This window comes from Enterobacter cloacae complex sp. IR5458 (assembly GCF_049238025.1).
In the GTDB taxonomy this organism is placed as follows: Bacteria; Pseudomonadota; Gammaproteobacteria; order Enterobacterales; family Enterobacteriaceae; genus Enterobacter; species Enterobacter kobei.
In genome coordinates, this window is sequence record NZ_JBMKIF010000024.1 from 31,729 (window position 1) to 44,805 (window position 13,077).

A 13,077-nucleotide genomic window follows, 5' to 3' on the forward strand; every position below is an offset into this window, starting at 1 on the left:
GGACTTTCATGATCGAGATAAAACACCTGAAAACGCTGCAAGCGTTGCGGAACTGCGGATCGCTCGCGGCGGCTGCGGCCACGCTGCACCAGACCCAGTCTGCCCTTTCTCACCAGTTCAGCGATCTGGAACAACGCCTCGGATTTCGTCTTTTTGTGCGTAAGAGCCAACCTCTGCGCTTTACGCCGCAGGGTGAAATTCTTCTTCAACTGGCGAATCAGGTCCTGCCGCAGATCGCCAGCGCGCTACAGTCCTGTAACGAGCCGCAGCAGACAAAACTGCGCATCGCCATTGAGTGCCACAGCTGTATTCAATGGCTGACCCCTGCGCTTGAGAACTTCCGCCAGAAGTGGCCGCAGGTGGAGATGGATTTTAAATCCGGTGTGACGTTCGACCCGCAACCCTCGCTGCAGCAGGGTGAGTTGGATCTGGTGATGACCTCCGACATTCTGCCGCGCAGCGGCCTGCACTATTCGCCGATGTTTGATTTTGAAGTGCGCCTGGTGCTGGCACCGGATCATCCGCTGGCGGCTAAAACGCGCATCACGCCGGAAGACCTGGCAACAGAAACGCTGCTGATTTATCCGGTTCAGCGCAGTCGCCTGGATATCTGGCGTCATTTCCTGCAGCCGGCAGGCATTAGCCCGCAGCTGAAAAGCGTGGATAACACCCTGCTGTTGATTCAGATGGTTGCCGCCAATATGGGCATCGCGGCGCTGCCGCACTGGGTGGTGGAGAGTTTTGAACGCCAGGGCCTGGTGGTGACCAAAACCCTGGGTGAAGGACTGTGGAGCCGTCTGTACGCTGCCGTGCGCGATGGCGAGCAGCGTCAGCCGGTGACAGAAGCGTTTATTCGCTCAGCGCGGAACCACGCGTGCGACCATCTTCCGTTTGTGCGGAGCGCGGAGCGACCCAGCGGCGATGGACCCACAGTGAAGCCAGGATCACCGCTCCCCCAATAAGGAAACTCGGCCAGTGCGGTTGCTGCTGCCAGATGGCGAGGTTGACCAGCAGCCCCGCCGGGACGTGCACGTTGTTCATGATCCCGAGCGTTCCGGCGTCGACCTGCGTCGCGCCGTAGTTCCACATGAAGTAACCCAGCCCTGACGCCACCACGCCCAGCCAGACCAGAACGCCCCACTGCACCGACGTGGTCGGCAGCTTTTGCGGGTTACCGAGCAGAAACCACGCCGACACCGCGACAATCGCCGCGCCCATATAGAACCACGCAAATGCATTGTGCTGAGGCATCGGGCGGGTTTCCATCAGGCGTTTGTAGCCCACCATGCCGATGGCGAAACTGATGTTGGCGAGCTGGACGAACATCAACCCGGTCCAGAAGTGATCGCTGACTTTGTCATAGCGAATAATCGCCGCGCCAATCACCGCCAGCGCCGCGCTCAGCAGGTATCCCCAGCGCAGACGACGCCTGCTGAGCAGGTCGTAAATCAACGTAATATAGAGCGGCGTCAACACGGTAAAGAGCAGGAATTCAGAGACGGACAAATAGACGTAAGCCCGGAAGCTGAACAGATACATGATGCCCAACTGCATCGCGCCCACCAGCATGTACAGCACAATCGTTTTCAGCGATTGACCACGCGTGCGCAGAAACGGCAGGAAAACCAGCGCCGCCAGTCCCACGCGCATCAGCACCGAGAAGTAGCTGTCGACCGAACCGGCAAGGTACTCGCCAATCAGGCTAAAGGAGAAGGCCCACAGGATAGTGGTGATAATGAGTAGCGCCACAATGCTTGTCTCTCAGAAAGAAGGACAGGCATTGTAGCGGACTCTTCAGTTGACATCTGGTCAACAAACAACCAAATGAAGATTATTCAAGGAACAGCTTGCGCAGGTATTTCGGTACCGCGTTATCAGCGTTGGAACCAATCACTTCCAGTTCCGGGTGCAGATCTTTCAGACGCTGATGCGCGTTCTGCATGATGCAGCCCTTGCCTGCCATGGAGAGCATTTCAGCGTCGTTCATGCCATCACCAAAAGCGATGCAGTCTTTCAGCGCGAAACCCAGACGTTTCGCGACCGCTTCCAGCGCGTGACCTTTGGAGACGCCCCCCGCCATCACTTCCAGACAGGTCAGAGTTGAGAAGCTCACGTTGACGCGATCGCCCCAGCGGGCGTTGATCGCCTGTTCCAGTGGGAGCAGTTCTTCATGGCTATCGCAGGTGAAGAACACCTTACTGATACCTTCCGGCTCAAGAAGGCCCGGCTCGTACAGGGAGTAGTTAAATACCGCTTCCTTGAAGAAACGCATTTCATCCGGGCGGTGGCGGTTCATGAACCAGTCGTCGTTGCGGTACACGTTGGTGATGATAGCCGGGTTGTTATGCACCACGCCGAAGAGATCGGCGGCAATATCGCGATCCAGGTTATGGGTAAAGATCAGGTTACCGTCAGTATCATGCACGCGCGCACCGTTGGAGGTGATCATGTACGATTTGATCTCAAGATTATCGCGGATCTGCCCCACGTCTACGTGGTGGCGTCCGGTGGCAAACACAAAGTTCACGCCACGGGCAGTCAGAAGCTTTAAGGTCTCTTTCGCGTAAGGCGACAGGGTGTGGTCAGGGGAAAGCAGCGTGCCATCTAAATCAGATGCAACAACCTGGTACATAGGGATTTCAACCTCTGGTGGAAAACAATAATCAGTTATGCCTGTTGAAAAATTCAACAATGGCGTTGAGCGCGACTGAGCGCATAGCGTCCTTTTCGAAAAGGATCTCATGGTAAGCGCCGTTGATGACCAGCGGTTTTCCCCCTTCACAAGGGTGACCGGCGGCGGCGCGCAATTCACAATAACGGTCATGCATGCGGTTATCGACCACACGCTCTTCTTCAGCCTGAATCAGGAGTGTTGGCGTGTCATCATCACCTACCCCCGCCAGCACCTGTTCACCGGCCAGAATCCCCTCCCGCACCCAGTGCCAGGTCGGGCCACCGACGCGTAAGCGCGGTTCATCGGCATAAAAGCGCAGGTTGCGGCGATAACGCTGCCGACTGTGGGTTAAGACGTTGATGGCGAACGGCAGCGCACGCCAGCGTCCGGTCCCGATGGCATAGCCTTCACGAATGCGCTGATGGCCCTCAGCCCAGTCGAGAAGATGACGCACCATCCAGTCGGGGAAACGTATGACGATACCGTACATCGGCGCGGTTAGCGCAATGGCATCACACTGGTGTTGATACCGCTGCAAAAACAGCGTCGAAATAGCGCCACCCATGGAGTGCGCAAGGATATAGCGCTTACGCCAGGGGCCGGGCTGCACTTCCTGCTGCCAGAACGCGGCAAAATCGTCGACGTAATCGCTGAAGCGATCGACATGTCCACGGTGCGTGTCCTGTAGCATGCGTCCGGACAGCCCCTGTCCACGGTGGTCGATGATGAGCACATCAAACCCCATATGGACCAGATCGTAGGCCAGTTCGGCGTATTTAACGTAGCTTTCAATGCGCCCCGGGCAAACCACGATTACCCGGTCATTTTTCTCATCACGGAAACGAACGAAGCGTACCGGGATGCCCCCGACGCCCGTAAACTCATCTTCCTCACGCTGCCGCCAGAAATCGGTCAGCGGCCCCATAGAGAAAGCAGCAAATGCGTTTTCTCGTGTTTCCCAGTCCTTTTTCTGCTGAAACATTGGGTTTCCACTCACGTAATCCAGGGAATATCGTTTTTTTTCGTAACCGGTCACAAAATGACTCATCAATAGCGTATTGTGGCATAAAAACAGACGATTCGGGAGTTTCAAATGACCTTCGAGTGGTGGTTCGCCTACCTGCTGACATCCATCATCCTGAGCCTTTCACCGGGTTCGGGTGCGATTAACACCATGACTACCTCCATCAACCACGGCTATCGCGGGGCGGCGGCGTCGATTGCCGGTTTGCAAACCGGGCTGGGCATTCACATCGTCCTGGTCGGGATTGGGCTGGGAACGCTGTTCTCCCGCTCGGTGCTGGCGTTTGAAGTGCTGAAATGGGCCGGTGCGGCATATCTTATCTGGCTGGGTATTCAGCAATGGCGCGCGGCTGGCGCCATTAACCTGAATACGCTCGCGCAGACGCAAAACCGTGGTCATCTGTTTAAGCGGGCAGTATTCGTCAACCTAACCAACCCGAAAAGCATTGTGTTCCTCGCCGCGCTGTTCCCACAGTTTATCGTGCCGCACCAGCCTCAGGTGATGCAGTACGTGGTGCTGGGTGCGACCACAATTATTGTCGATATTATTGTGATGATTGGTTACGCGACGCTGGCACAGCGGATTGCCGGATGGATAAAAGGGCCTAAGCAGATGAAGGCCCTGAACAAAGTGTTTGGCTCGCTGTTTATGCTGGTTGGCGCGCTGCTTGCGTCAGCGCGTCATGCTTAGCGAGAAATGATGAGATGAATGCCGAAGCCGGCGAACAGCGCGCCGGCGAAGCCATCGATCCACTTCGCGATACGCTGGTAGCCACGGCGCATCGCCGGTAAGGCAAACAGGCTTGCCACGATAGTGAACCACGCGAAGGTCTCCACGACGATAAGCAGGAAAATGCCCCAACGTGCGCCCACGCCAACGCTGTCGCCCACAAACAGCGAGAACACCGAGCCGAAATAGATAATCGCTTTCGGATTCGCCAGGTTGGTCAGCAGCCCTTTTACAAAGCTCCGTCCACCCGTTGCCAGCTCCACCTTAGGCTCTTGCGGCTTTTTATCTTCTTTTTTCAGCGCCCCGCGCAGCATCTGGTAGCCCATCCAGCACAGGTACAGGCCACCGCCAACCATAATGATGTTATGCAGCCAGGCCATCTTCGCCAGGATCAGGTTCAGACCGAGCAGCGCAACGGCCGCCCAGACCATGACGCCCATGGTAATACCGAGCACGCCCATCATCGCCTCTTTACGGGAACGACTGACCGCTGTTTGCGATACGAAGAAAAAGTCAGGGCCCGGGCTCATCAGCGCAACGATGTGCACTAACGCCACGGTGAGAAATAGCATTAACATAATTGGCTCGCAGGGAAATAATTCAGTGAGTCATCATACTGGCACTTTTTTGGCCGGCTGACTACTCCTCATCATCTCCGTCAACGTGAGAACGGATAAGCGCCATAAACTCTTTACCGAAGCGCTCCAGCTTGCGCGTGCCTACGCCGTTGACGCTGAGCATTTCGCTGGCGCTGAGCGGCATCTGTTCCGCCATCTCAATCAGCGTCGCGTCGTTGAACACCACGTAAGGCGGGATGTTCTCTTCATCAGCAATGGCTTTACGCAGCTTACGCAGTTTGGCAAACAGCTTGCGGTCATAGTTACCGCCGTAGGATTTCTGCATCACGCGTGGTTTGAGGGCGACCACGCGCGGTACGGCGAGCTTCAGTTCAACGTCACCGCGCAACACCGGACGCGCGGCTTCGGTCAGCTGTAGCGCCGAGTGCTGAGCGATGTTCTGCGTGGCAAATCCGAGGTGAATCAGCTGACGAATAATGCTAACCCAGTGCTCGTGGCTCTGATCTTTACCGATCCCGTAGACCGGCAGTTTGTCGTGGCCCATATCGCGGATACGCTGGTTATTGGCGCCGCGCAACACTTCCACCACGTAACCCATCCCGAAGCGTTGATTCACACGGTAAATGGTCGAAAGCGCCTTACGCGCGTCCATCAGGCCATCGTACTGCTTCGGCGGATCCAGGCAGATATCGCAGTTGCCGCACGGCTCCTGTCGCCCTTCACCAAAATAGTTGAGCAGCACCAGACGGCGGCAGGTTTGCGCTTCGGCAAACGCCCCCATCGCGTTGAGCTTATGGCGTTCGATATCCTGCAGCTGTCCCTGCGGTTTCTCTTCCAGACAGCGGCGCAGCCACGCCATATCGGCTGGATCGTAAAACAGCATCGCTTCCGCAGGCAGACCATCACGCCCGGCGCGGCCGGTTTCCTGATAGTAGGATTCGATATTACGCGGGATATCGAAATGCACCACAAAACGCACGTTGGGCTTGTTAATCCCCATTCCGAACGCCACCGTCGCGACCACAATCTGCAGGTCGTCACGCTGGAATTTCTCCTGCACATCCGCACGGATGTGGTTCTCCAGCCCGGCATGATACGCCGCGGCGCTAAAGCCACGGTTTTGCAGACGCGCGGCGGTGTCTTCCACCTTCGCCCGACTGTTGCAGTAAATAATGCCCGACTTGCCGCGCTGTTCCTGGACATAGCGCAGGAGCTGATCCAGCGGCTTGAATTTTTCCATCAGCATGTAGCGGATGTTAGGGCGGTCGAAGCTGCTGACCTGAATATAGGGATCATTCAGCCCCAGCAGGCGAACGATATCCAGACGCGTCGTATCATCTGCCGTGGCGGTAAGCGCCATAAACGGCAGTTCCGGGAAGCGCTGACGGAGCTGGCCGAGGGCGGCATATTCCGGGCGGAAATCGTGCCCCCACTGCGAGATACAGTGCGCTTCATCCACCGCCAGCAGAACCGGGTTCCAGTGCGCGAGATGGTCGAGGAAGTTGTCCAGCATCAGGCGTTCCGGTGCGATATACAGCAGACGAACCTGCCCGGTGCGACACCCGGCCATCACCTCTTGCTGCTGCTCCCGGGTTTGCGTGGAATTAAGACAGGCCGCCGCCACGCCGTTGGCGAGCAGTTGATCAACCTGGTCTTTCATCAGAGAAATAAGGGGCGATACCACGACCGTCAGGCCGTTAAGCACCAGCGCGGGCACCTGATAACAGAGTGATTTCCCGCCGCCGGTCGGCATAACGACCAGACAATCACGGCCTTCCAGCACGGTTTCAATGATGGTTTCCTGGCCAGGGCGGAACTGCTGGTAGCCAAAGGTTTCATGCAAAACCTGTTTAACCAGCGACTCCTGATTCAATACTTCCGCCTGCGCCACGTTAACCCCATATGCCAGAAATGAAACAGGCGCTATTTTCAGCGCCTGAGAGAGAAACTTCAACGTTTAACGCAAAAACATTCGAGCAGCTTAGAGAATATCGTTCAGCATTACGCCCACACCCACGCGGGTCTGGTTGAAGTTATAGTCGATCAGCGACTCGCCGTAACCGCTGTACACCTGCGTATAGAGGCGCACATGCTTCGTTACCGGATAGCTCAGGCCCACTTCCGCACCACCGTAGCCGGTATTCCAGTTGTACTGGCCTTTCGCGCTCAGCACGGCATCGCCTAACTGGTAGCCGACCTTGAGCTGGTAGTAACCCATATATTTGGTGATATCCGGGTTATCGTCGGTGCTCCCCACCACATACCACGGCTTCACTTCCACCATCCAGTTGCCGTTCTGCGCCATCAGGCGCGTATAGGCACGGTTCCAGCTACGAGACGTGGGGTCGGAACGGCCGTTAGAATCGTGATTAAAGCCGACTTCGACGTCACGCAACGTCCATCCGGCAAATTCATAATCCGTTGCAAAGCCAAGGAACAGCTGCGGCTCATAGTTGGTTTCACGGAACGGCGAAGATTCGCCGCTGTTGGAAAGCTGCCACCAGGATTTCTGCGTGTAAGAGGCACCGAGTACCGAGTTCGGCCCCAGAATACCGCGCCAGAACGGGAAGGCGAGGCTCAACTGGAACTTCACCTCATCTTTACGCGCATTATCAGACCAGTTATAGGAGCTTATCGCTTCTTTGTTCAGATCGCTGGTCTGGGTGTAAATCACGTAGTTGGTGTCATACGGGTAAAGCGTGAACGGATTGTCATGCTCCTGAAGCATGTTAGCAATGATGCTACCGTGTACGGATGGCGCATCGTGCACTTCTTTAACTGTCGCTTCCTGCGCATATGCTGTGAGGGGCAGCGCAACCGCCGCCAGTAACCAACCCAGATACGTCCGCATCGGTGGTGTTCTCCTGAAATAGTGACGTGTAATGAATAATTTTATCCGGGCATTCTACAGACTTCTGCGCCAACTTCCGCCTCCTCGTTTCTGAAAGTGGAAATCCGTATTGTTGAGGCATAAAATCAACATTTCATTAACAATAGGGATGTGAAACCTCATGTCAGCCATGCTTACCTCTGAAGAAGTGTTAAAGCTCGTGGGCGAGATTTTTGTTTACCATATGCCATTTAACCGTGCGCTGGGTCTGGAGCTGGAGCGTTACGAGAAAGAGTTTGCCCAGTTGAGCTTCAACAACCAGCCGATGATGGTGGGCAACTGGGCGCAAAGTATTTTGCACGGCGGGGTGATTGCTTCCGCGCTGGACGTGGCGGCTGGTCTGGTCTGCGTGGGCAGTACGCTGACGCGTCATGACACCATCAATGAAGACGAACTCCGCCAGCGTCTGGCGCGCATGGGCACCATTGATTTACGCGTCGATTATCTTCGCCCCGGACGCGGCAATCGCTTTACCTGCACCAGCAGCCTGCTGCGTGCGGGAAATAAAGTGGCGGTGGCGCGCGTTGAATTACACAACGAAGAGCAGGTCTATATCGCCAGCGCCACCGCCACATATATGGTGGGGTAAAGCGGCAAAATCGGGTAAAATTAATTCACTTTTTTGTAACGGATTTTCCCGATGGATGCTAAACAGACGCGGCAGGGCGTTTTACTCGCCCTTGCCGCTTATTTTATTTGGGGTATTGCACCGGCGTACTTCAAATTTATCGCTTATGTACCGGCCGACGAGATCCTCACTCACCGCGTCATCTGGTCCTTTTTCTTTATGATCGCGCTAATGAGCCTCAGCCGGCAGTGGTCCGGCGTCAAGACGCTGCTCAAAACGCCCAAGAAAGTTTTCCTGCTGGCACTCTCGGCGGTGCTCATTGGCGGAAACTGGCTGCTGTTTATCTGGGCGGTGAATAACCACCACATGCTCGAAGCCAGTCTTGGCTACTTTATTAACCCGCTGGTGAATATCGTACTGGGGATGCTTTTCCTCGGCGAACGTTTCCGCCGTATGCAGTGGCTGGCGGTGTTTCTGGCCTTCTGCGGCGTGCTGGTACAGCTCTGGACGTTCGGCTCGCTGCCGATTATTGCCCTCGGCCTGGCGTTCAGCTTTGCGTTCTACGGTCTGGTACGTAAGAAGATTGCGGTGGAAGCCCAAACGGGGATGCTGTTTGAAACCCTGTGGCTGCTGCCGGTGGCGGCGATCTACCTCTTCGGTATCGCCGACAGCGCCACCAGTCATATGGGCAGCAACCCGTGGTCGCTGAATCTGATGCTGATGGCGGCAGGCGTGGTGACCACTATTCCTCTGCTGTGCTTCACCGGTGCGGCAACGCGTCTGCGTCTCTCCACGCTGGGCTTCTTCCAGTACATCGGCCCGACGCTGATGTTTCTGCTGGCGGTGGTGTTTTACGGCGAAGTGCCGGGCGCAGATAAGATGGTGACGTTCGCCTTTATCTGGGTAGCGCTGGCGATTTTTGTCGCCGATGCGATTTACACCCAGCGCAGAGTGCGCAAAGGGCTGTAGTGCCTTTTTGCCGGATGGCGGCTGCGCCTTATCCGGCCTACACATTTAGTAGGCCCGGTAAGCGTAGCGCCACCGGGCGGATACTCAAAGCCAGTTACGACGCTTAAAGTACAGATACGGCGCCAGCCCGGCGAGGATCATAAAGATAATCGCCCCCGGGTAACCAAAGCTCCACTTCAGCTCCGGCATAAACTCGAAGTTCATCCCATAGCTGGAGGCCACCAGCGTCGGCGGCAGGAACACCACGGATACCACCGAGAAGATCTTGATGATGCGGTTCTGCTCGATGTTAATAAAGCCCATCGCCGCCTGCATCAGGAAGTTCACCTTCTGGAACAGGGATTCGTTGTGCGGCAGCAGGGATTCGATATCGCGCAGGATCTCACGCGCCTGCTCCAGCTGACCGCCCGGCAGACGCGCCTTACGCACGAGGAAGTTCAGCGCGCGCTGGGTATCCATCAGACACAAACGCACCTTCCAGCCGATATCTTCCAGCTCGGCCAGCGTGGAGAGCGCTTCGTCGTATTCATCGCCCTGATGGCCTTCCATGATCACGCGGCTCAGCTTTTCCAGATCGCTGTAGATGTTTTCAATCTCATCCGCCAGCTGTTCGATTTTGGTCTCAAACAGGTCGAGCAGCAGTTCGTAAGCGTTGCCGTCCACCATTGCCTGGCTGCGGGCGCGCATGCGGTAGAGACGAAACGCGGGCAGTTCACGCTCGCGCAGGGTAAACAGGCGACCGTCGCGAATGGTAAAGGCCACGGTGGAGTTGCCCGCATGGTCTTCCGCATCTTCAAAGAAGAAGAAGGAGTGAATGTGCAGGCCGTCTTCATCTTCAAAAAAACGCGCAGATGCTTCGATGTCTTCCAGTTCAGGACGGGTTGCCAGGCTTTGCCCCAGCTCAGATTGTACGCGAAGGCGCTCATCGTCGTCCGGCTCGACCAGATCCACCCATACGGCATCAATGAGGGGCTGTGACTCTTCGGCTTCAAGCCGAGTCAGTCGGTTATTTTCGAGTTGAAATGCGCTCAACATGACCGGGACTCCCAATGCAAAAAATATCGGACAGTTCGGTGGGCACACAGAAACAAATTGGGTTTCAGACCATTAAACAGCCTGACTCAGCGCGACGGGAATAATGCAGTCGCTGACAACCACTAAGGCCATCAGCAAGGGGAGATAGCCTTAGGAGTTGTTCCTGGATGACAGGGAATTGAGCCAGTATCTACTGGGTGTGTCCAAGGCGAATGTCCTCTTAGCGTAATCGTGCGCGCATGTTACGCCAGCAGTAACTGTGGCGTCAACACGCAACGGAACGCTGAAGGGCATTAATTGACCTTCAACGTATAAGGCTAGCAGATTATTACAAAATAATGATATTTTTCTGAAAGTTACACTGTTTCCAGCTTAGCGTAAGCGGCCACCAGCCATTTGATCCCCTGCCCCTGGAACGCCACCTGCAGGCGGCTGTGCTCGCCGCTGCCTTCCAGATTTACAATGGTGCCTTCGCCAAACTTCGAATGGCGCACGCGCTGACCCAGCTTGTAGCCGGTGTCCGTTTCAGAGATCGGTGATCCCATACGCGGATGGCTGACAGGGCGGCTGATGCTGGCACGCAGGCGCACTTCCTCCACGCACTCCTCCGGCAGTTCACCAATAAAGCGAGACGGACGGTGGTAGACCTCTTTCCCGTACAGGCGGCGGGTTTCCGCATAGGTTAGCGTCAGCTTTTGCATCGCGCGCGTCACGCCCACATAGGCCAGTCGACGCTCCTCTTCCAGCCGTCCGCCTTCATCGAGCGACATCTGGCTCGGGAACATCCCCTCTTCCATCCCGACGATAAAGACCTGCGGGAACTCCAGACCTTTGGCGGAGTGCAGTGTCATCAGTTGCACCGCATCCTGCCAGGTGTCCGCCTGCCCTTCACCCGCCTCCAGCGCGGCGTGGGAAAGGAACGCCTGCAGCGGCATCAGGTCTTCGTCTTCTTCGTTGTAGCTGAACTGGCGCGTTGCCGTGACCAGTTCCTCTAAGTTCTCAATACGGGTCTGACCCTTCTCGCCTTTTTCCTGCTCGTACATGGTGCGCAGGCCGGAGTCTTTGATTACCCGGTCAGTCTGCACGTGCAGCGGCATATCGGCGGTTTCCTGCGCCAGGGCGTCAATCAGCTCAAGGAAGCGCTGCAATGCGCTGGCCGCACGACCGGCAAGGGCTTTCTCCTGCAGCAGCTCGCGGCACGCCTGCCACAGCGTCAGCTGGCGGTCGCGCGAGGCCTGACGCACCACGTCCAGCGTGCGGTCGCCAATGCCACGGGTTGGGGTGTTGACCACGCGCTCAAACGCCGCGTCATCATTACGGTTCGCAATCAGACGCAGATACGAGAGCGCATCTTTGATTTCCTGACGTTCGAAGAAGCGCATACCGCCATAAATGCGGTACGGCATACCTACCTGCAGCAGCGCCTCTTCCAGCACGCGTGACTGGGCGTTACTGCGGTAGAGAATGGCGCACTGCTCTAACGCGCCGCCGTTATCCTGCCAGGTTTTAATACGGTTCACCACGAAGCGGGCTTCGTCGAGCTCGTTGAAGGCGCAGTAAATTGAAATCGGCTCGCCGTCGACGCCGTCGGTCCACAGCTTTTTACCCAGACGCCCGTTGTTGTTTTCAATCAGGGCGTTGGCTGCGCTCAGAATGTTGCTGGTGGAGCGATAGTTCTGCTCCAGACGGATGGTTTGTGCGCCGGGGAAATCGTTGAGGAAGCGCTGGATGTTTTCCACCTGCGCCCCGCGCCAGCCGTAGATCGACTGGTCATCATCCCCCACGATCATCACCTTACCGGTATCGCCCGCCAGCAGGCGGATCCATGCGTACTGGATGTTGTTGGTATCCTGGAATTCGTCCACCAGGATATTGGTAAAGCGTTCACGGTAGTGCTGAAGGATATGTGGTTTGTTGAGCCACAGTTCGTGGGCGCGCAGCAGCAGCTCGGCGAAATCCACCAGACCGGCGCGATCGCACGCTTCCTGGTAGGCTTTGTAGACGTTTTGCCAGGTCTGCTCCACCGGGTTGCCGAAGCTCTGAATATGGTGCGGACGCAATCCTTCGTCTTTCTGACCGTTGATGTACCACATCGCCTGACGCGGCGGCCACTGTTTCTCGTCAAGGTTCATCGCCTTGATCAGACGCTTCAGCAGACGGAGCTGGTCTTCGCTGTCGAGGATCTGAAAATCCTGCGGCAGGTTGGCGTCCATATGGTGCGCGCGCAGCAGGCGGTGCGCCAGGCCGTGGAAGGTGCCGACCCACATACCGCCCTGGCTGGTACCCATTAACTGGGCGATACGGTGACGCATCTCCGCCGCCGCCTTATTGGTAAACGTGACGGCCATGATTGAGTACGGCGAGCAGTTTTCCACGCTCTGCAGCCACGCGATACGGTGAACCAGCACGCGCGTCTTACCACTGCCCGCCCCAGCCAGCACCAGCATGTTGGTGCGCGAGGCCGCTACGGCTTCACGCTGTTTGTCATTAAGGCTGTCGAGCAGGTAAGAAACGTCCATTGGCACCGTCACATAGTATTCAGGAACAGAGCAAAACGCCCGGTGGCGCTTCGCTTACCGGGCCTACAACTGCAAAACCCTGGTAATTTAT

The 13,077-nt window shown here is 56.5% G+C and carries 13 protein-coding genes; 4 read left to right on the top strand and 9 right to left on the bottom strand.

Annotation, left to right across the window (positions count from 1 at the left end; all coding sequences use genetic code 11):
- The first annotated feature begins 8 nt into the window (after positions 1-8).
- Positions 9-962, top strand: a complete 954-nt coding sequence (gene metR, locus ACOTYN_RS18500; protein ID WP_023331563.1) for an HTH-type transcriptional regulator MetR — start codon at positions 9-11, stop codon at positions 960-962.
- On the opposite strand, the gene ACOTYN_RS18505 is transcribed toward metR, so the two are convergent.
- The 3 genes from ACOTYN_RS18505 to pldB all read right to left on the bottom strand — a co-directional run bounded on the left by ACOTYN_RS18505 (position 850) and on the right by pldB (position 3,656).
- Complete coding sequence (locus tag ACOTYN_RS18505) at positions 850-1,749, bottom strand: carboxylate/amino acid/amine transporter (RefSeq protein ID WP_014885636.1); 900 nt, start codon at positions 1,747-1,749, stop codon at positions 850-852. The genes metR and ACOTYN_RS18505 overlap by 113 nt on opposite strands.
- A gap of 82 nt (positions 1,750-1,831) precedes the next feature.
- Complete coding sequence (gene yigL / locus ACOTYN_RS18510; protein ID WP_023331564.1) at positions 1,832-2,632, bottom strand: sugar/pyridoxal phosphate phosphatase YigL; 801 nt, start codon at positions 2,630-2,632, stop codon at positions 1,832-1,834.
- Positions 2,633-2,663: 31 nt separating this feature from the next.
- Positions 2,664-3,656 (bottom strand): lysophospholipase L2, encoded by a 993-nt coding sequence (pldB, locus tag ACOTYN_RS18515; RefSeq protein WP_032629594.1) that lies wholly within the window; start codon positions 3,654-3,656, stop codon positions 2,664-2,666.
- A gap of 111 nt (positions 3,657-3,767) precedes the next feature.
- Here pldB and rhtB point away from each other — a divergent pair, with 111 nt between their 5' ends.
- Complete coding sequence (gene rhtB / locus ACOTYN_RS18520; RefSeq protein WP_014885639.1) at positions 3,768-4,388, top strand: homoserine/homoserine lactone efflux protein; 621 nt, start codon at positions 3,768-3,770, stop codon at positions 4,386-4,388.
- Here rhtB and rhtC read toward each other — a convergent pair.
- From rhtC to pldA, 3 genes are all read right to left on the bottom strand, one after another.
- Complete coding sequence (rhtC, locus tag ACOTYN_RS18525; protein ID WP_023331566.1) at positions 4,385-5,005, bottom strand: threonine export protein RhtC; 621 nt, start codon at positions 5,003-5,005, stop codon at positions 4,385-4,387. The genes rhtB and rhtC overlap by 4 nt on opposite strands.
- Positions 5,006-5,066: 61 nt before the next feature.
- Complete coding sequence (gene recQ, locus ACOTYN_RS18530; RefSeq protein ID WP_071922797.1) at positions 5,067-6,896, bottom strand: ATP-dependent DNA helicase RecQ; 1,830 nt, start codon at positions 6,894-6,896, stop codon at positions 5,067-5,069.
- 90 nt (positions 6,897-6,986) lie between these two features.
- A complete protein-coding gene (gene pldA, locus ACOTYN_RS18535; protein WP_014885642.1) occupies positions 6,987-7,856 on the bottom strand; it encodes a phospholipase A in 870 nt (289 codons plus the stop codon).
- A gap of 160 nt (positions 7,857-8,016) precedes the next feature.
- Between pldA and yigI the strand changes: the two genes are divergently transcribed.
- Both yigI and rarD read left to right on the top strand, forming a co-directional pair.
- On the top strand, positions 8,017-8,484 hold the full coding sequence (gene yigI / locus ACOTYN_RS18540) for an acyl-CoA thioesterase YigI (protein ID WP_023331568.1): 468 nt from the start codon (positions 8,017-8,019) through the stop codon (positions 8,482-8,484).
- A 51-nt stretch (positions 8,485-8,535) separates the two neighbouring features.
- Complete coding sequence (rarD, locus tag ACOTYN_RS18545; RefSeq protein ID WP_014885644.1) at positions 8,536-9,432, top strand: EamA family transporter RarD; 897 nt, start codon at positions 8,536-8,538, stop codon at positions 9,430-9,432.
- A gap of 84 nt (positions 9,433-9,516) precedes the next feature.
- Here the strand turns inward: rarD and corA are convergent, their stop codons facing one another.
- From corA to uvrD, 3 genes are all read right to left on the bottom strand, one after another.
- Complete coding sequence (gene corA, locus ACOTYN_RS18550) at positions 9,517-10,467, bottom strand: magnesium/cobalt transporter CorA (RefSeq protein ID WP_008501540.1); 951 nt, start codon at positions 10,465-10,467, stop codon at positions 9,517-9,519.
- A 150-nt stretch (positions 10,468-10,617) separates the two neighbouring features.
- Positions 10,618-10,674 carry a YsgD/CorL family protein gene (gene ysgD, locus ACOTYN_RS18555; protein ID WP_212743980.1) on the bottom strand — a complete coding sequence of 19 codons (57 nt, stop codon included), beginning with the start codon at positions 10,672-10,674 and terminating at the stop codon, positions 10,618-10,620.
- A 149-nt stretch (positions 10,675-10,823) separates the two neighbouring features.
- Positions 10,824-12,986, bottom strand: coding sequence for a DNA helicase II (gene uvrD / locus ACOTYN_RS18560; RefSeq protein WP_014885645.1), 2,163 nt, complete (start codon positions 12,984-12,986; stop codon positions 10,824-10,826).
- Positions 12,987-13,077 lie beyond the last annotated feature (91 nt).